Annotated in this window: 12 protein-coding genes and 3 pseudogenes; 9 read left to right on the top strand and 6 right to left on the bottom strand. The window is 62.8% G+C overall.

Going from position 1 to position 17,912, the window contains the following annotated elements; translation table 11 throughout:
• Window positions 1–262 precede the first annotated feature (262 nt).
• The 8 genes and pseudogenes from ACX80M_RS20110 to ACX80M_RS20075 all read left to right on the top strand — a co-directional run.
• Window positions 263–766 (top strand): annotated as a pseudogene (locus ACX80M_RS20110) (IS630 family transposase); the annotation flags it as partial.
• Window positions 767–1,097: 331 nt separating this feature from the next.
• On the top strand, window positions 1,098–1,973 hold the full coding sequence (locus tag ACX80M_RS20105) for a MurR/RpiR family transcriptional regulator (RefSeq protein WP_252603498.1): 876 nt from the start codon (window positions 1,098–1,100) through the stop codon (window positions 1,971–1,973).
• A gap of 39 nt (window positions 1,974–2,012) precedes the next feature.
• A complete protein-coding gene (locus ACX80M_RS20100) occupies window positions 2,013–4,169 on the top strand; it encodes an outer membrane protein assembly factor BamB family protein (protein ID WP_252603501.1) in 2,157 nt (718 codons plus the stop codon).
• Window positions 4,166–5,119 carry a carbohydrate ABC transporter permease gene (locus ACX80M_RS20095; RefSeq protein ID WP_459310271.1) on the top strand — a complete coding sequence of 318 codons (954 nt, stop codon included), beginning with the start codon at window positions 4,166–4,168 and terminating at the stop codon, window positions 5,117–5,119. Before ACX80M_RS20100 ends, ACX80M_RS20095 begins: the two co-directional genes overlap by 4 nt.
• Window positions 5,116–5,946 carry a carbohydrate ABC transporter permease gene (locus ACX80M_RS20090; protein WP_252603504.1) on the top strand — a complete coding sequence of 277 codons (831 nt, stop codon included), beginning with the start codon at window positions 5,116–5,118 and terminating at the stop codon, window positions 5,944–5,946. The genes ACX80M_RS20095 and ACX80M_RS20090 overlap by 4 nt, the downstream gene beginning before the upstream one ends.
• 59 nt (window positions 5,947–6,005) lie before the next feature.
• Window positions 6,006–7,301, top strand: coding sequence for an extracellular solute-binding protein (locus tag ACX80M_RS20085; RefSeq protein ID WP_252603506.1), 1,296 nt, complete (start codon window positions 6,006–6,008; stop codon window positions 7,299–7,301).
• Between the two features lie 2 nt (window positions 7,302–7,303).
• Window positions 7,304–8,425, top strand: a complete 1,122-nt coding sequence (locus ACX80M_RS20080; protein WP_252603509.1) for an ABC transporter ATP-binding protein — start codon at window positions 7,304–7,306, stop codon at window positions 8,423–8,425.
• The gene (locus ACX80M_RS20075; RefSeq protein ID WP_252603511.1) at window positions 8,422–9,036 is read left to right on the top strand and encodes an HAD family hydrolase; all 615 of its coding nucleotides are present in this window, start codon (window positions 8,422–8,424) and stop codon (window positions 9,034–9,036) included. Before ACX80M_RS20080 ends, ACX80M_RS20075 begins: the two co-directional genes overlap by 4 nt.
• 406 nt (window positions 9,037–9,442) lie before the next feature.
• Here ACX80M_RS20075 and ACX80M_RS20070 read toward each other — a convergent pair.
• A pseudogene (locus tag ACX80M_RS20070) lies at window positions 9,443–9,842 on the bottom strand (transposase family protein); the annotation flags it as partial.
• Window positions 9,843–9,900: 58 nt separating this feature from the next.
• Here ACX80M_RS20070 and ACX80M_RS20065 point away from each other — a divergent pair.
• Complete coding sequence (locus tag ACX80M_RS20065) at window positions 9,901–10,368, top strand: DUF4192 family protein (protein ID WP_252603513.1); 468 nt, start codon at window positions 9,901–9,903, stop codon at window positions 10,366–10,368.
• Window positions 10,369–12,130: 1,762 nt separating this feature from the next.
• On the opposite strand, the gene ACX80M_RS20060 is transcribed toward ACX80M_RS20065, so the two are convergent.
• The 5 genes and pseudogenes from ACX80M_RS20060 to ACX80M_RS20040 all read right to left on the bottom strand — a co-directional run bounded on the left by ACX80M_RS20060 (window position 12,131) and on the right by ACX80M_RS20040 (window position 17,659).
• Window positions 12,131–13,318 (bottom strand): 4-hydroxybenzoate 3-monooxygenase, encoded by a 1,188-nt coding sequence (locus tag ACX80M_RS20060; RefSeq protein WP_459310270.1) that lies wholly within the window; start codon window positions 13,316–13,318, stop codon window positions 12,131–12,133.
• A gap of 114 nt (window positions 13,319–13,432) precedes the next feature.
• Window positions 13,433–13,819, bottom strand: a pseudogene (locus ACX80M_RS20055) (IclR family transcriptional regulator domain-containing protein); the annotation flags it as partial.
• Window positions 13,820–14,120: 301 nt separating this feature from the next.
• Window positions 14,121–15,089, bottom strand: coding sequence for an NAD(P)H-dependent flavin oxidoreductase (locus tag ACX80M_RS20050; RefSeq protein WP_459310269.1), 969 nt, complete (start codon window positions 15,087–15,089; stop codon window positions 14,121–14,123).
• A 271-nt stretch (window positions 15,090–15,360) separates the two neighbouring features.
• A complete protein-coding gene (locus ACX80M_RS20045; protein WP_459310268.1) occupies window positions 15,361–16,296 on the bottom strand; it encodes a helix-turn-helix domain-containing protein in 936 nt (311 codons plus the stop codon).
• A gap of 313 nt (window positions 16,297–16,609) precedes the next feature.
• Complete coding sequence (locus tag ACX80M_RS20040) at window positions 16,610–17,659, bottom strand: 2,3-butanediol dehydrogenase (protein WP_459310267.1); 1,050 nt, start codon at window positions 17,657–17,659, stop codon at window positions 16,610–16,612.
• Window positions 17,660–17,912 lie beyond the last annotated feature (253 nt).

Below are 17,912 nucleotides of genomic sequence, written 5' to 3'. Positions count from 1 at the left end.
GCCACCGCAATGGCGGCCTTCACGCCAACCGCGCAACCGCTTCCCGCGGCTGCCTGACCAAAAAGAAACTACGCGACTGTCTCACATCCTTGACACACCTCAGATCAACCTCGGCCGAAACCTGGTCCTGCCCGCGCTCGTTAGGGACTTCCGGGCACACCCGCACGGCGCACTGAGTCTCCAGGCTTTGCATAACGATTTCACCTCCTCTTCACCCCTTCATGGTCCGATCGGCCGAAAGCCGCATGATCCCGGCTGCGTTCCTCAGATGCCTGGGACGCCCGAGAAACGAACCCACGACTACGTCAGGCACGGGACCACGACCTTGTTTGCCGCACTGAACACCGCGGATGGTTCCGTGATCTCCAGTCTTCACCGGAAGCACCGCGCCACCGAGTTCCGGAGCTTCCTGGTCAAGATAGACGCCCAGGTCCCCGAGGACCTGGACGTGCACCTGATCTGCGACAACTACCAAACCCACAAAACCCCGACTATCAGGAACTGGCTCCAGGCCCACCCGCGGTTCCACATCCATTTCACCCCCACCTACTCCTCCTGGCTGAACCAAGTCGAGCGCGGATTCGTCACCGAAGACCTCCTTCGCCGCAGCGACCACCGCAGCGTCCAGGCCCTCGAAGCCGACATTCGCAACTGGGTCAAAACATGGAACGAAAACCCCACACCATACATCTGGACCAAGACCGCTGAACAAATTCTCGAATCAATCGGCAGACTTCTGAAACGAACTTCAGGCGCAGGGAACTAGGTCAGCTTCGCAGCGGAGCAGTGTGGGGTTCCAGAAGGCCATGCCGAAGTGGCCTCGGCACGTGGCCAGTTGGGCAACGATGGCGGGGCAGCTTCCGCGCCGGAGAAGTGCTGTGCCTCCGCCACGTAAAGCCGCTCCAATGCCTCGTCTCCCAGTGAGTGGGCCCGCCACACCCGGAAGATGTGCCGCATTCTGTGGGCCGTTGCATGGATGCGCACTATTCCGGGCACAGCGTGAACGTAAATTTCACAGCTGACCATTTTGTGAAATGTTTTTTCTTCGTTTACCTCCGGTGTTCTCGCCCGTTGACTCAGCCACCTAACTTGAAGTTGTGAGCACGCAACAAATCAAAGTCCCCGCCAAGCACCAGACCCAGTTCCTTGAGTCCATCCGGGAAAACCTGGCCTCGTTTTCCGCCGTGGAGCTGCGTATCGCCCGTGCCATTCTGGGAGATCCGCAGAACATCATCAATCAGTCGATCGGCCAGTTCGCGGCTGAGGCAGGAGTTTCGTCCGCGTCCGCAGTACGGTTCTGCCAAAGCATGGGCCTGGCCGGTTTCCAGGCCCTCAAGCTGGTTCTGACCCGCGAGTCGCCGTCCGAAACTGTGCAGCTTGCCGATATCGAGGCCGATGACGATGAACGGACCGTTAGCCGCAAGGTGGTTCTCGGTTCGGCCGAGGCGTTACAGTCTGCCGCGGGGAACATTGACCACGGCAGCGTGGCAGAAGTTGCGGCCCGTATCGGCAGAGCACGCAGAACCCTGGTTTTGGGCATCGGCACGTCAGCTCCGTTGGCCGCGGATGTGGCGTATCGGCTTGCCTTGGTGGGAGTCGATGCTGTGTTTGTCGCCGATGCACATATCCAGAACATCATGGCCAGCCGCCTCACCCGGGAGGATGCCTGCCTGATCGTCAGCCATACGGGTTCCACCACGGAAACACTGGCAGCATCCCGTGCGGCGAAGGCAGCGGGGGCAGCGACGGTGGCGGTTACCAGCTTTACCGGAACACCGCTGACTGACCTCGTGGATCTGTCAGTGGTGGCGGGCAGTCAGGAAACGGCCTACCGGGTGGATGCCATGACCAGCCGTGTGGTGCACCTGGCTGTACTGGACGCCATCGTGGTTCTGCTGACCCATGGATCCCATCAGCGCATGGCCGCATTGTCCGCCAGCAACGACATCCTCTCCCAACTTCATCGCAGTTAGCGCAATTCCCAGAATATTCCGCTCAATCCTGGAGACCTCATGCCCACAATCATCACCGGCCGTGTCATCGCGGCAGAAGGAATGCCGCTTCCCGGCGTCGCCGTCACAAACGGTCGGGACGTCGTGGCCACCGGAGCGGACGGCACTTTCACTGTCGAAACCTTCGGCTCATTCATCACCCTGACCCGTCCCACCGGGTGGCATACGGACCACTGGTTCAGGCGGGTTCCCGCCAATGCCGGCAACAGCACGGAGCTCGTCTTCGAACTGCACGCCACGGAGCAATCCCTCCCGTACCAGTTCATGCACATCACCGATACGCATATCGACATGGCTCAGCCCGACCAGTGGGCTTTCGACAAAGGACGCCTGACAACGCCTGACCAGCTGAAGGAATTCATTCAGGACCTCCCTCAGCTTTCGCCGGCGAGCCGCTCCGTGATCGTCACCGGCGATCTGGTGGACCACGGATCTCCGGAGGAGTTTGCCGGTTTGCTGGATGCTGTGGCTGATGCCCAGGTTCCCGTCAACCTGGTTCCCGGGAACCACGACCACATGCACGCCGGACGGGCAGGGCGCATTTCCCGCAACAACTACATCGTCAACGATGGCGACCCGGGACTGTACGAGTCGTTGGTGGGCCCGCGGTGGTTCTCCTACGGTGTTGCCGGCCTGCACGTGGTGGTGATGGACTGGCACACGCACGAGCTCGGACTAGACCACACGGTCCAGGAGGAATGGCTCAGCAATGATCTCGCGGCCGCCGGGGACGATACCCCCTACATCCTGTGCATGCATGACCAGCCGGGGCATCCGGTCATGGACCGGCTCCCGCGGAAGCCGCTGGCCACCTTCTCCGGCCATTGGCACACGTCCCGGGTCGTGGACATCGACGGCGTCCTGCACGTCAACAGCCCCACCCCGTTTTTTGCCGGCCTGGACTATTCCCCGCCGATGTTCCGCGAAGTGGTGTGGGACGGCACGAGCCTGGAGCTGAACACCCGCACCATGCCGGCCCACTACCTGCACAACCCGGAACACGCGTTCGACGTCGACAAGGCCACCGTCGCAGGATATGACGCCAAATCCGGCAGTTCGCTGGTCCGCTGGCGCCATCAGCTGGCCGGTGCCGGCCACCGCGCCGGGCTCGCCCTGGCGGGGGACCAGATCTTTGCCGGCTCCCAGATTGAGGACCGCCCTGCCGGGACGGTAGAGGCGCTCGACGCTGAAAGCGGCCGGCTTCTGTGGTCGGCGCCCACCGGGTCCGCCGTCAAGACGCGTCCGGTCCTGGTTGGCGACGTCGTGGTGGTTGCCGAGGTCAACGGTGCGGTAGCGGGCCTGGCTGCCGGAACCGGTGAGCGGCTGTGGACGACGCCCTCCACGGACCCGTACCGGCGCTTCGCCTGGCAGTCACCAGTGGAATCGGCGGGCATCGTGGTGCTCGGCGACCAGAGCGACCTCCGCGCCCTGGACGCTGCCACCGGAGAGGTCCTGTGGCGGCGCACCGATCTGTCCCCCCACCACAACATCGTCACGCATTCCAGCCCCGCGATCGTGGGCACCATGGTGATGGTGGGGTTCTGGCCGACGCCGAACTCGCCGATCGCCGTCGACCTCCACACCGGGGAGTCTATCTGGCCCATGCCCCTACTGCAGGACGACCCGTGGGACGCCGCCCGGAACCTCCGGGTCACCGGGACCGCGGCCTACGACGCTGCGCAGGACAGCTTCCTGGTACCGGCGATCTCCAGCACGGCCAAGCTGGACCGGAAGACCGGCTCCGCGCAGTGGACCGTGCAGCATGAAGGCGGCTACAGCCCCTCCACCCCGGTCATCACCCCCGCCGGATACGTGGTCACCGTGACCGGCCGTGGTCTCCGCATGCTGGCCAAGGAGACCGGCGGGCAGCTGTGGGATGCAGCAGTGGATGGGCTGGCTCCGTTCCCCATGACGGCTTACCGCATGAAGGCAAACCCCGTCATGGCCGCCCCTGCCTACGAAGAGTCCAGCGAAACGCTGCTGCTGCCAGGGCTCGACGGCGTCATCCGCCGTTACGGACTGGACGGCACCCCGGCCGGGACGTACGACGTCGGGGTCCCCCTCGCAGCCCCGCTGGTCGCCGCCGGGGGCGGTAGCTACCTCACGGTGGGAGTCGACGGCGGGCTGCTCGCGCTTAATCTGGGAGCCGGATCATGAGCCTGCTGACGCGTTCGGCGGCGAAGGTCGCAGCCGCAACGCCGGCTCCCGGAGGCCGTACAGGCAAGCAGGCCCCCACTTCTGGATACTCCAGGCCGTCCCTGACGCCGTATCTGTTGCTGCTCCCCGCTCTGGCGGCCCTGTTGCTGTTCGTCTACGGGCCGGCCCTGTTGTCCCTGATCGGGAGCTTCTTCGTTATCCCGCTGTCCGGGGGTTCATGGAAGTACGCGGGCATCAATAATTACCTCAAGGTTTTTGCAGATCCGCTGATCCATCAGGCGGCGTGGAACACGCTGGTGTATTCGCTGGCCACGATCATCCCGTCCATTGTGCTGGGGCTGTTGCTGGCGTTGCTCATGGAAAAGATGGGCCGCGGGAGCTGGCTCGCCAAGACCGCCCTCATTCTGCCCATGACGGCGAACATGGTGGCCATGGCCGTGGTGTTCAAATGGATCTTCGCGTTCCAGGGCGGTTTCGCCAACCAGCTCCTCGGGATCGTCGGCCTCGCCCCGGTGAACTGGCTGGATGAAGCCGATACGTCATTGTTCACCGTTATTCTGCTGGGGCTGTGGCGGGCTACGTCCCTGTGCATGTTGCTGTTCATGGCAGGGCTGACCACCATCCCGTCCTCCATCCACGAAGCGACGGCCGTCGAAGGAATCCGGGGTTTCACCAAGCTGCGGACGGTCATCCTGCCGATGCTTCGGCCCACCGTGGTGTTCGTCACGGTCCTGTCCATCACCGCCGCCGTCCAGGTCTTTGAAATCGTCAACGTCATGACCAAGGGCGGCCCACTGGGAAGCTCGGAAACCGCCATGACCGCGGCCCACAAGGTGGGCTTCGAGTACTTCCGGATCGGCGAAGCATCCGCCATCTCCTTCATCCTGATCGCCCTGCTGCTTGCCGTCGGCATCATCGGACGTCCGCGGCGTACCAAGGAAACCCCATGACCAAACTGAACAAAGTCCACACAGCTTTGGCTACGACCCTCGGCATCCTCGCGGCGGCACTGGCACTGTTTCCCTTCTACTGGATGGTGCGGACGGCAGTGGCCCCCGCGGAGGGCCTGACAACCACGGGACTGAGCCTCATCCCCGTCGAATTCGACTTTTCAAACTTCACCCGGGCCTGGGACAAGGCGAACCTGGGCCAGGCCATGCTCAACGGCATCGCGGTGACGCTCGGCATCCTAGTCCTGCAGCTGTTGACCTGCATTCCGGCCGCCTACGCGCTGTCCAAGTTCCGGTTCCGCGGCGCCGGCCTCATCCTCGGCCTGGTGCTGGCCTGCCTCCTCATCCCGCACCAGGCCACCATGATCCCAACCTTCGTGGGGCTGAACCTGCTCGGCCTGGGCGATACACGGCTGGGCCTGGTGTTGCCGTTCGTCACGAGCGCCATCGGCATCTTCATGCTGCGCCAGCAGATGATGGCGGTGCCGGAGGCCATTATGGAGGCGGCAGAGACCGACGGGCTGGGCCCACTGCGGACCCTTGTCTCAGTGGTCGTGCCGATCTCGGCTCCGTCAATAGCCGCCTTCTCCATGCTGTCGATCTTCACCCACTGGAACGACTACCTTTGGCCGCTCCTGGTGGCACGTAGCCCGGCCATCATGACCCCGCCGCTCAGCCTCGCGATCTTCCAGAATGCCGACACCGGCTTCGACTATCCCGCACTCGCGGCCGCCGCCGCTATCGTGACCGCACCTGTGGTCATCCTCTTCCTCCTCGCCCAGCGTCACTTTGTCCGCGGTATGGCCGGCACCGAAGTCGCCGGCTGACTCCGTAACCCCTCCCCACCCCCATCTACAGACCTCCCAAATCACACGAAGGAATCCCCATGCGCCACAAAATCCTTGCCACCGCCGCGCTCGCCACCGTGACGGTCCTAAGCCTCTCGGCCTGCGGAGGTGCTGAGTCCGGCTCCGGCGGCTCTGTCGCCGCTGCAGCCGCCATCGACCAGTGCAAGCCGGAGGAAACCACCATCAAACTGGCGTTCGCCCCCCAGGGCACGCCCGCCGTCGACCACGCAAAGAAGGTCATGGAACAGAAGTTCCCCGGCCTCAAGATCGATGCCGTCGCCGCCCAGAGCGGTAACTATTCCGACCTCACCAAGCAGATCGTCGCGGATTCAGCAGTGGGTAAGCGGCCGGACCTGATCATGACGGGCCTGGGCCAGCTCCGGTTCTGGACCGACAGCTACAACCCCGCGCCGCTGGACCCTGCAACACTTCCTGAGGGTTACCAGAAGCAGTTCCTGACGGCCGGGGAAGTCAACGGCACCACCTACCTTGCACCGTTTCAGATCTCCACGCCCACCATGCTGGTCAACAAGAAGCTGCTGGCTGAAGCCGGCATTACCGATCCGGCGTCCATCAAGGATTTCGCAGCACTGGAGGAAGCCGCCAGGAAGGTCACCGAGAAGACCGGCAAGCCCAGCATCAACATCTCTTCGGATGATCTTCCGGACTGGTTCTCGCAGGCACTGGTGCAGTCCTCCGGCGAAAAGTACGTGGCCGAGGATGGGTCGTTCGGTTTTGACACCCCGAAGGGCCGCGAGGCCATCGGGCTGCTCTCGCGTCTGGCGGAGGACAAAGTGTCCCTGAATGTGCGCATGGATGACGGCCAGGCACAGTTTGTCGCCGGGAACCTCGCCTTCCATATGGCCACGACGTCCCGCATTGTGAAGGTTGCCAAGGAAGCTCCGAAGGACCTGGACTGGACGCCCATCGACCTTCCCGGACTCAACGGACCCGAGGGCGACCTGCCTGCGGGCGGCAATGGCTGGGTGGTCATCTCCGAGGACTCCTGCAAGGCAGCATTCTCCCAGGCAATGATCACTGAGATGCTCACCAAGGAGGCCTCGCTCCTGAGCAGCGGCAAGGACTACAGCTACATTCCGGTCAACAAGCTTGCCACCGAAGAGCTCCTCAAGGGAGAAAACATCGCTCCCCAGATGCGGTACGCGTGGACCTACGACAAGCCGCTGACGGTGTGGGGCGGTTTCGAAGGAGCCCAGACGGCCCAGATCATCAACACCGTGCGCACCATGATGGAGCAGCTTGCCACCGGAAAGCCGGCCGACGAGGTTGTGCCCGCCACAGCGAAGTCCATCAACTCCATGCTGGGTAAGTAACCATGACAGCGATTGAACTGACCAACATCACCAAGCGCTTCGGCGACGTGACGGCGCTCGACGGCGTCACTCTGTCCATCCGGGACAGGGAGAACCTCTCCATTTTGGGACCCTCGGGATCCGGCAAGTCCTCCCTGCTGCGGATCATCGCCGGGCTCGAACACCCTGACGAGGGCACCGTGGAACTGGACGGCAAGAACCAGGCGGGCGTGCCCGCCCACCAGCGCGACGTGTCGATCGTTTTCCAAAACTTCGCCCTGTATCCGCACCTGTCATCCCTGGGCAACATCACCCTGGGGCTGCGCCACGGCCTGGGCCTGTCCAAGCAGGAGGCGGAGAAGCGGGCACGCGAGGTTGCCTCCCGGATGCGAGTCGAGGAACTGCTTCACCGGCGCCCGAAGGCGATGTCGGGCGGCCAGCGCCAGCGTATTGCCCTGGCGCGCGCACTGGCCCGGCATGCCGGCGTCGTACTCCTCGACGAGCCCATGTCCGGACTCGATGCCCAGCTCCATATCTCGTTGCGCGCCGAAATCCACCAGCTCATCAGCCAGGAGGGCGCCACGGGCGTGACCGTCACCCATGACCAGCAGGACGCCATGTCCATGGCCGACCGCATTGCCGTGATGGACAACGGGCGCATCGTGCAGCTGGGCACTCCGGACGAGCTTTACGATTCTCCCGTCTCGGCCTTCGTTGCCGGGTTCATCGGAGCGCCGCCGATGAACCTCCTCTCCTCGGTCCGCTCGGAATCCGGGGCGCTGGAGACGGCCTACGGACGCGTGTCCACGGACGCCAGCAACGCAGGCCTGACGGGCAACGTTGTCTTGGGCGTCCGGCCTGAGGACGTCCGCCTTGGACGACCTGAGCGCGGCAACGCCTGGACTACGGAAGGCGAAGTGATCCTGATCGAGCCCAACGGCCCGCTCAGGACCGTTCATGTGGACCTGGGCGGCTCGGTGCTCCTCCTGTCCTGCCGCTCCGCTGAGCGCCCGCAGCTGCATTCCCGTGTTGGGGTGTGGTCTGATCCGGAGAAGATCCACGTTTTCCACGGCCCTGGCGGGCTCCAGGCGGGCATGGCCTCCGAACTGGGACTGACAGCCGCTGCATTGTCGGCCGCTGTATGAAATACCTTTTCGACTGGAACGGCACCATTGCCGACGACGCAGGCCGTGCCTGTGGTGCAACCAATGCGGCGTTGCGGCTGGTGGGAGGACAGGAGATCAGCCCGGATCAGTTTGATCGCAAGTTCATGCTGCCGATGGACGAGATGTTCCTGAAGCTTGGCGTTCGCGCCGGAGACGTGCCGGCCGCCATTGCGGAATGGAACGCGGCCATGGCTTCGCAGCCAGCGCCCCTTCGCGCCGGTACGGCGGGCTTTCTGGCCGAGCTCAATGCGGCCGGCGAGATGTGTGCGGTCATATCGGCGGCAGGGCCCGGGTACCTGCTGGCCGAACTGAGGACTTTTGACCTCGAGGACCGGTTCGGCGTCGTCGTTACTGAAGCCGCGGACAAAGCCCGGGTGCTGGCAGATCTCCGGGACGGCGGCGAAGCCCTGTACTTCGGCGACACAGAGTATGACATGCGCTGCGCCGCGGAAGCAGGCTGTGTCCCCGTGGGGGTGCTCAGCGGTTACTGCCCGGAAGAACGGCTTGTCGAGGCGGGAGCCGAACTGGTGGTGCGCGACTTCGGCGAGTTCAGGGCCACCGACCTGGGCTGCCGGTTGCTGGCTGTCTAAAAGCTGCGAAGCGGCGGGCCGTTCCTTTTGGGTGGCCCGTCGCTTGTGCTTCGCTTGTGCCCGGGGGAGGTAGCCGACGGGCGACCTCGAAAGCAGGGCTCGCACCCATGCTGTGGCCTTAGAGGGCAAGCTGGGCGGCGGTGACGCTTCCATCCATCCGGCAGGGACATCCGCGGCTTCAGCGACGGATCCGAAGTCTCGCCCCTGGTAGCCGAGCTTTGCGACGTCGACGCCGCAGAAGCGCCAAGCCGCGGAACTCGCGGCTGTTCCGCCCGCGTGATGGAGGAAAACAGATGCATGCCGAGCCCAGGGGCGCAATTTGATCAATTCCTATTGGATTCATTGGTCGTAGGCGATCAGCGAACGTTTTCGGGCTTGCCGGTCAGCCAGCTGTGCGACTCGTGGCGCTTGCCGCCGCGACCACGGTGCCCAGGGGGTTGCCATTGCCGTCGACCAGCAGGGAGCGTTTGGTGCCGGACTTGCCGCGGTCCACCGGGGACCGGGCCGCGGCCTCGCCGCCGCAGGGGGCTTTGACGATGCATCCGTTCACGGCCAGGTCCACGAATTCCATGCCGACGATGCGGTCATAGGCTTCCAGGCATAGCTGCTCGAGCTTTTCGAAGATTCCGGCGGCGATGTGCCCGTTCCCCGGTGCCGGACGGTGGTGGCCGAGCAGGTGCTTTCGGCGATCTTCTCGTAGGCGGCGCCGGGCACGAGGACCTGGACGAGCTTGACGAACACGATCGGTCCGGGACCTACGGCCGGTGGCAGCCGAGAGGGTGCCCGTCGATGACGGGCGAGACCAGGGCACGGGCGAAGACAACAACGTTGTGCTGGAGACGGAGGGAAACTTGCGTGAAATCAATGCAGAGCCTGAACGTCGAGGGTGTCAGGGACCGGGCCCGGACGCTTTGGACGGAAATGCTGGCCGGAAAATCCTTTCCGACCGACGAGCAAATCATCAGCCTGATCGCGAGCCTCCAGTTCCCCACCATTCGGGATCAACTCATGGCGGACATCCCCGGAATCGACGAACCCATGAACCGTGTCCTCCTGGCCCAGACGAACAGCAACCCGCACTGGTCCCGGGTCAAGTGGGCAGAGCAGGTGCTGCTGCACGCATACACACGCAGCAGCACCAGACACTCCGCCCCAATCCTCACCGCCATCGCCTTCATCAACTGGTGGGAAGGCAGAGGCAGCAAGGCCCACCAGTTCCTGCAACTCGCCCTCGAAGCCGACCCCGGCTACCACCTGGGCAGGCTCAGCGAGCTCATGATCTGCTCCGGATCAGTTGCCATGTCATGCCGTTCCCCCCGCATTCCTGCATGAACAGGTATCAGAGCGGAAAATCCAGACCGGCCGCAACCCTGGGTCGATCTAAAAAATAATCAGCAGGTCATGTTGTAGGCGGTTCTAGCCACCATGAAGTGGTGAACGCGAAAACCCAACGGAAGGACGAAGGAGGATGAGCTCCCAGAAGAGGCCCCACGGGGCGGCACCCGGTCCGCCGTAGTCAGCCGCTCCCCCACACAACCGAATACGCCTTCCGGGACCCCACACACCCGGAACATCAGATCAGAGGCAAGAGTGTGGACACTGTCCACACGAAGAAACACCAAAAAAGCCCCTGACCTGCGGAAACACTGTGCCCGAGGTGGGACTCGAACTGCATTCCGGCCCCTGCAAACACTGGACAACCGCGGAAACATACGGAATCCGGCCCGATCCGACCCCTGTACGACCCGATCCGACGCCCAAAGTGTGCACAATGTGCACACGCCCAGATTCGCCTTTCTGCGCACGCCAAATGCGAACCACTTTCCCCACTGAGGAACTCCGTTTTTCTTTGCGCTGGGACTACGGACGGGTTCGCCCCGTCCTACGTTGTGGGTGACGCCGTCTGCAAGGGACGGAGCATACACTCGCCGGTAAGCCCACCAAAACTGAGTAGAACTTCATCGCGGCGACACCTCCTTCATCCATTTCATGAGCCGTTCGGCAAACACGCACATGACCAAGCCAAGAAGCGACTACCCGGCCATCCGGTTCACACCAGAACCAGTCGCTCCTGGAGCCGAGGCGCGGCAGGCCGGTACAAGATCCCACGTACGGAGGCGCCCTCCTGATTAGATGTGTTGGCCAACGACAACGTGGCGACACGCTTGGCCGATGACCGAACTCCCAGGCCGCCCCTGGCCCACATCGACCGGACGAAAGATCCATTATCGGCATTCAAAGTACGGGAGTAGCAGTGGATGCGAGAACTCCCGTGTCCGTTCTCATACAAGATGTCAGTTTTCGCAATCAACGTGTCAGTCTACGGATCCCGGGCCATTCTCAATCAAATTGACAGCCTGGGTACCGCGCTGCGAAGACTCACCCTTTGCGGCGTCGTCTGGCTTCCTCGGGCCTTCGGCAGTAACGCCGCGACTCCTTTTAGCGCGTTCCAAGCGCTTGTGAAAATACGGAACTGACAACTTGAATGAGACGGAACTGCCCAGATTCTGTCTCATTCAACCTGCCAGCCCCCAGGTCAGCACTGACATCTGGGATGAGAACGGACATCCCGTTTCGCGCAGAACCTGACGTTTTCCGCAGGTCAGAAGCGCTAACTAAATTAATTGCGGTCTCGGCGCGTCACGTGGACTTGGCCCGCAGGGACTGAAATTTAGAGTCTTCCTGCATTACTGCATGTTTCCACGCATTGGGGGTTGCATGAATGGTGGTGTTCCGGGATTCCTGCTCAGGGATCCGGGCGTCGGCCTGTTCTGGGCCGTCGAACGGACGTTCGCGGCCATCTGGATCGCTGGCGCGTGCAAATGCTTGCCCCGCCGGACTCACACTGCGGCGAGAGCGGTGTAGCCGCGGTTTGCCCTTGCGGGATTTATCTTGCGGCCGTGGGCTCGGCCAATAAACACACAGATTTTCAATGGCCTCTGTGATGCGTCGGGCCCGCGAGCTCGCCGAGCTCGCGGGCGTCACCTTCCCCTATGGCTTACCCAGCCGGATCCTCACCTGAGGACATCCAAGCCCACCTTGAAAGCACGCTCGGGAGTCATCGCTCTCCTGTCCCTCCACATCAGGCGAACGTCTATCCGACTGCAGGCCAGCCTGTGTATGACTCCGCCAGGTAGGCCTTGCCGTGCCGGGAGGAGACCACGGAGTGCAACTCGCCGAGTTGGCGGGCGCGGTCGAAGTCGTCGGCGCCGGGGACGGTGTGCAGCATTGACGTCATCCAGTAGGAAAAGTATTGGGCCTTCCATACCCGGTCCAGAGCGCGGTCGCTGTAGGAGTCGAGCAGCGCGGTGGAACCGTTGGAGTAGAAGGAGTCGAGGCCTTCGAAGAGCACTTTGACGTCGTGAATGGCGAGGTTGAGGCCCTTGGCGCCAGTGGGTGGGACGGTGTGGGCGGCGTCGCCGGCCAGGAAGAGGTTGCCGTGACGCATGGGCGTGTGCACGAAGCTGCGGAACGGCAGGACCATCTTTTCCAGGACCGGGCCTTCCTTGAGCTCGAAGCCGTTGCCGTTGACGCGCTTGCGGAACTCGGACCAGATGCGCTCGTCATCCCACTCGGCCACGTTTTCCTTGGGATCGCACTGGAAGTACATGCGCTGGACGGTCTCTGTGCGCTGGCTGATCAGGGCGAAGCCATGCTCGGAGTTGGCGTAGATCAGTTCGTCGGCGCTGCGCGGAGCTTCGGCCAGGATGCCGAACCAGGCGAACGGGTACTCGTGGAAATACTGGGTCCGCGAAGCCTCCGGCACCTGGCGGCGGCAGTGGCTGCGGGAACCGTCGGCGCCCACGAGGAAGTCGGCCTGGATCTCGTATTCCCGGCCGTCGCCGTCGGTGAACCAGACCTTCGGCTTGCCTTCGAGGTCGTGAACGGTGGTGTCCGTGACGCTGTAGCGGACGTCGCCGCCGTCGGCCTCCCGCCGTGCGGCGAGGTCTGCGAACACGTCGGTCTGGGGGTAGAGCCAGACGGACTCGCCCACGAGGTCCTTGAAGTCGATGCGGTGGCTTTCGCCGTTGAAACGCAGCTCGATGCCGTCGTGGCGGTCGCCTTCGCGGCGCACACGGTCCGAGACGCCGGAGTCCACCAGCATGTTCACGGTGCCGTGCTCCAGGATGCCTGCCCGGACGGTTTCCTGGATTTCCTTGCGGGTGCGGATTTCCACCACGACCGATTCGATGCCCTGCTTGGCCAGCAGGTGGGAGAGCATGAGGCCGGCAGGGCCTGCGCCCATGATGGCCACCTGGGTGGTGATGGTTGTGCGTGCCATGGTATTCCTCGCTTCGTTGCGGATCCCGGCGTTTCGGACCGGGATGAGTCTGGAATCAGTGTGGCGTGCGCTGCGTGATTGGCGTTACCTGTCTTCTGTTGAACGGAAGTAAGATTAATCGCCGAGTTGGCGGCCTATCCCCCGAGCCGCTGTCTGCAGCGCCGGAACCAGGGCCTGGAAACGCATTTCCGCCAGCGGAACTACGACGCCGAGCGCCGCCACCGTCCGCCGCTTGCCGTCCACGACCGGAACGGCAATGCCCCAGGTATCCGGGTCGACGATGCCAGCGAGCTGCGCGTAGCCCTGCTGGGCGGCTTCGGCCAGCAAATGGCGGACGCCGTCGGTAGTCAACCTACCGGCCGGGTCCGCGAATTGCTCGAGGTATTCCGCCTGCAACTCACGGCTCTGGTGCGACATTAACGCCAGTCCGGCAGAGGAAATATGTACGGGCATTCGCCCTGCAATCCGTGCCCGGTTAGCGACGGATCCACGCCGCGAAAGCCCCCTCGAAGATGCAACTGCCACAGCACACAGGCCACTCTCGGGGAACAAATTTGCCCGTCACCTCACCGGGCGGCGGCGGACCTACCTTGGTACGTCGGAAGACCTGCCCAGCTTTCCCTTGTTGAGCCCGGCGGCAGCTCAACGTCGAGCCGTGCCTCGTACGGACCTTGCCGCAGACGATCACACAGGCTCAGGATCTCTCTGTCAGATCTTCTTGCCATGAGTAGGGCGCCTCCGCATGCGCATCGAGGCGCGGATGCTGTTTTGAGCGGCAGCGGAGGTGGTGGCGGCGTTGAGTTCATCGTGTAAGCGCGCCCAGGCGTAAATCGATCAGGGCCTCGGCATCCTGGACAATCCTGGCCACCAACTCTTCGCAGCCGGGCACGTCGTGGATCAGTCCTTGGACCATTCCCACGGTCCAGACACCATGCTCGGGATCACCCTCCGAGTAGACCCGTCTGCCTCGAGCCCCGGCCACCAGTTCTCTGACGTCCTCGAATACACCGCCCTTGGCCAAGACCTCCACTGCCTGGCGGCTGACCGAGTTGCTCGCAACACGCGAGGTATTGCGCAAGGGGCGGAATATGAGCTCTGTGTCCAACTCAGTAGCCGCAACAATCGCATCCTTGATCCTTGAGTGGATCGGGGATTCCTGGGTGCACATGAACCTCGTCCCCATGCTGATCCCGTCAGCTCCGAGTGCTAGCGCCGCGACCAAGCCTCGACCGTCGGCAATGCCTCCGGAGGCCAACACCGGGATTCGGAGCAGGGCTGTAGCAGCAGGAATCAGGACAAGCCCTGGAACATCGTCCTCGCCAGGATGACCAGCGCATTCGAACCCATCAATGCTGACGATGTCCACCCCTAGCGACTCGGCTTTAAGTGCATGCCGCACGCTGGTGCATTTGTGAATGGTGGTGATCCCGTTCGCCTTAAATATCTCCACGAATGAACGCGGGTTGTTCCCGGCTGTTTCCACGACGGGGACGCCTGAGCTCACAATTACATCGCGGTACTCCTCGTAGGGAGGCGGAATAATGGATGGCAGGATGGTGAGATTCACTCCGAACGGGCGGTCAGTCAGGTCTTGGCAGCGGCGAATCTCCCGTGCCAGATTTTCCGGTGAGCCGGTTGTGAGCGCACTGATGACGCCGAGCGCGCCGGCGTTGGAGACAGCAGCCGCGAGTTCGGCAGTAGCCACCCACTGCATGCCCCCCTGAACTATGGGATGTTCGATGCCAAGAATGGTCGTTGCCCGTGTTTTCATGATTGATTTCCTTCCGGGGCCACGAATCGGAGATGTCCCGCAACGCAGGCGGGCCGCTCTGATCCCTCAAGTTGCATATGTGTTCCGGACGAAGATCTATGCTGCACGGTTGGACGGCGTCACGGCCATCTTCTCCATCCCGCTTCGGATCCCCGACTCTACCGACAGCCGAGAGGGAACCTTCCCTCCGGCCCGCTGGACACATGCCCAATTCCCCTTGTGCGCCTTTTACTAGCGTCGACCGCACGGTGAAGCTCTGATTGCATCGTCCTCACAGTCCGTACCGGCGGATTCTCTCGTAAAGCGTTCCGCGCGAGATTCGTAGTCGCTCTGCGGCGTCCGATTTGTTCCCAAGGCACTCACGCAGCACAGACGCAATAACCTCCCGCTCTGCCCGTTCAAGCTGTCCTAGCGCCGGCGGAATTACTACCCTCGGAGCGGCTGAACCCCTTGCGACCGAACCTGCAAGGCCTGCGAGATCAAGTCTGCTCAGTACTAACGAGCAACCCTCCGTAGTCCGCGGCGGCATCACAGGGACAATTTGCGCTCGAATGCCCATCGGTAGGACGAATTCCCTAGTAAACGGTCCGGCCTCCTCGACAAAGCTCCACAACTGCTCTCGGTCAAGTGATAATCCGCCAAGACCGTCTTCGGCGATCATCGTGCGGCGGTCCAGGGTAATGACGGCCGCTCCTGTACCCGCCTTGACCCGCAAGTGGGCATCGAGGAGCCGCTGGTGGCGGGCGCACGAGAGACGCGTCAGGGAGTCCTCTATCCCACTCAGCATCATATTGAGTGCAACCTTTAGATGCGGGCTAGGTTCGCCAGCAAGTGACGTGACATTTACGGCGCCAAGCAACTTTCGAGTGATGGGATGCAGGACTGGACTCGCCGCACAAACAAGCTTGTGCATGCGCTCATCCAGGTGGTCAGTTCCATGGACGACTGTGGGGGCACGTGTCGCAAGCGCGACGCCCACTCCATTCTTGCCCGCAGAACGCTGGGTCAAGTCGGCACCCTCGCTGACATCTGCCCGCGCGAGATGCCGGCGGAGGCTCGGTGCCGCCGCCCAGTCGTAAGTCACCTTTCCATTGGCGTCCGTGATGGCGAGCCAAGTCGTTGTCCCTTCGAGGGCCGCCTCCGTTGAGGTGAGCGCTCTTCGCGCGACGCTGAAGAGAGTCGCTTGCTCCTCAATGGAATTCGACATCTTGGTGTTCCTTCGCGTCATTGCGTTGATGGATCGTCCCGCTCGGCGGGCTGTTGCAGGTGCACAGAATCGATCTGTTCCGGTCGCTTTAGTTCGAATCGGAGTCCTGTTAGTCGGGCTTTCCAGCGGAACCATGGCCGTAAGTTGAAGTCCTCTGAACTGAGAAGCAGGGTAAGGCCGCGACTGGCGAGTCCTGCGCCTTTGGCGAACCCATAAGGACTCATCGGAATTCCGGGGACAGCCGAAGGCTGGACTTGCATATGCAAAGCCAGCCTTCGGCGCAGTCAGCCACGCTACAAGCGATCTGGGGAGACTACGTTGTGGGGTCCACCAGCAGCTTCATTTTTTGGCCGGCACGGAGCTGTTCGAATCCCTTTTCGACCACGCCGCTGAGGGGAACGTCCTCCACCCATCCGGTGGTATTGTAGTGGCCTTTTGCCATGAGGTCGATGACTGCGGAGTAGTCGGCTGCGGTGTAGCAGATGGTGCCTTGGATGCGCCGTTCGCGGAGCACGAGGTTGATGAGGGGTGTGGGGAGGGGTTTTTCGTAGATTGCGACGCTGATCAGGGGGCGGCGTTCGCCGAGGCATTCGAGGGCTGATTGGACTGCGGGGGCTACGCCGGCGGCGTCGAATGCGGCGTCGACTCCGTTGCCGTTGGTCCGGTCGGCGATGAGGGCGGTCACGTCCTGTTTGGTCGGGTCCAGGGTGCGTGCGCCGAGTGCCTCGATGGACCTGCGGCGGGTCTCGGATGGTTCAACGACATCGATTTCGGTCAGGCCCATCCCGCGCAGTGCGAACCAGAGGCCGATGCCGATGGGTCCTGCGCCGTAGATCAAGGCCCTGCTTTGATCGTTGACTTCACCGAGCGTGGCCGCGTGGTAAGCGACGGACATCGGTTCGACCAATGCTCCCTGCTCCAGCGAGACGCTGTCGGGGAGTTTATGGACCTGGTTGCTGGGCACGACCGTGTATTCCGCCATCCCGCCGTCGGCCATCAGCCCGTGGAAGCCGATCACATTGCATAGATTGTAGTGGCCGGTCCTGCACGGTCGGCACTCACCACAGCGATATATGGGCTCGATGGTGACGCGGTCGCCCTCGCGAATATCCGTGACGTTTGGGCCGATCTCGGTGACTACACCAGAGAATTCATGGCCCAGCGTCAGGGGCAGGCATTGTCCTGTGAGCGGGTGAGGGTCCGTGGGCGGTATGAAGATCGGCCCGTCGTAGTATTCGTGGAGGTCGGTGCCGCAGATTCCGTTGCGGCTGACTTTGATCTTCACCTGGCCTTCGCCTGGGGTTGGTTCCGGTACGTCTTCGATTTCAAGTTTGTTTTTGCCGTAATAGACTGCTGCGCGCATGGAGTCTCCTGGTGCTGTGTCGGGTCTCAGATGATGCGGATGAGTTTCTTGTTCGCGAACTCGTTTAGTCCGAATTTGGCGAGTTCGCGGCCTATTCGCCCTACGGGCTCGGCAGCGCGGTCTTCACCGACGACGAGCAGCCGGCCGCCTGCGGCCCGGGAAGGATGGCTTGGCGGGCTGTCCTTCCCGGGCCGGCGGTGGTGGTGCTGATCAGGCCGGGGTCAGGATGTCGGCGTCGGTTGCGAAGTTCGGG

The organism is Pseudarthrobacter sp. MDT1-22 (assembly GCF_054511035.1).
Note: the sequence above shows the minus strand (reverse complement) of the source record. Positions and strands in the feature narration are given on the sequence as shown.

Bases quoted from the DNA above. Each gene is read 5' to 3' on its own strand.
- ACX80M_RS20100 (WP_252603501.1), top strand. From the start codon at position 2,013: ATGCCCACAATCATCACCGGCCGTGTCATCGCGGCAGAAGGAATGCCG.
- ACX80M_RS20095 (WP_459310271.1), top strand. From the start codon at position 4,166: ATGAGCCTGCTGACGCGTTCGGCGGCGAAGGTCGCAGCCGCAACGCCG.
- ACX80M_RS20090 (WP_252603504.1), top strand. From the start codon at position 5,116: ATGACCAAACTGAACAAAGTCCACACAGCTTTGGCTACGACCCTCGGC.
- ACX80M_RS20085 (WP_252603506.1), top strand. From the start codon at position 6,006: ATGCGCCACAAAATCCTTGCCACCGCCGCGCTCGCCACCGTGACGGTC.
- ACX80M_RS20080 (WP_252603509.1), top strand. From the start codon at position 7,304: ATGACAGCGATTGAACTGACCAACATCACCAAGCGCTTCGGCGACGTG.
- ACX80M_RS20075 (WP_252603511.1), top strand. From the start codon at position 8,422: ATGAAATACCTTTTCGACTGGAACGGCACCATTGCCGACGACGCAGGC.
- ACX80M_RS20065 (WP_252603513.1), top strand. From the start codon at position 9,901: ATGCAGAGCCTGAACGTCGAGGGTGTCAGGGACCGGGCCCGGACGCTT.
- ACX80M_RS20060 (WP_459310270.1), bottom strand. From the start codon at position 13,318: ATGGCACGCACAACCATCACCACCCAGGTGGCCATCATGGGCGCAGGC.
- ACX80M_RS20050 (WP_459310269.1), bottom strand. From the start codon at position 15,089: ATGAAAACACGGGCAACGACCATTCTTGGCATCGAACATCCCATAGTT.
- ACX80M_RS20045 (WP_459310268.1), bottom strand. From the start codon at position 16,296: ATGTCGAATTCCATTGAGGAGCAAGCGACTCTCTTCAGCGTCGCGCGA.
- ACX80M_RS20040 (WP_459310267.1), bottom strand. From the start codon at position 17,659: ATGCGCGCAGCAGTCTATTACGGCAAAAACAAACTTGAAATCGAAGAC.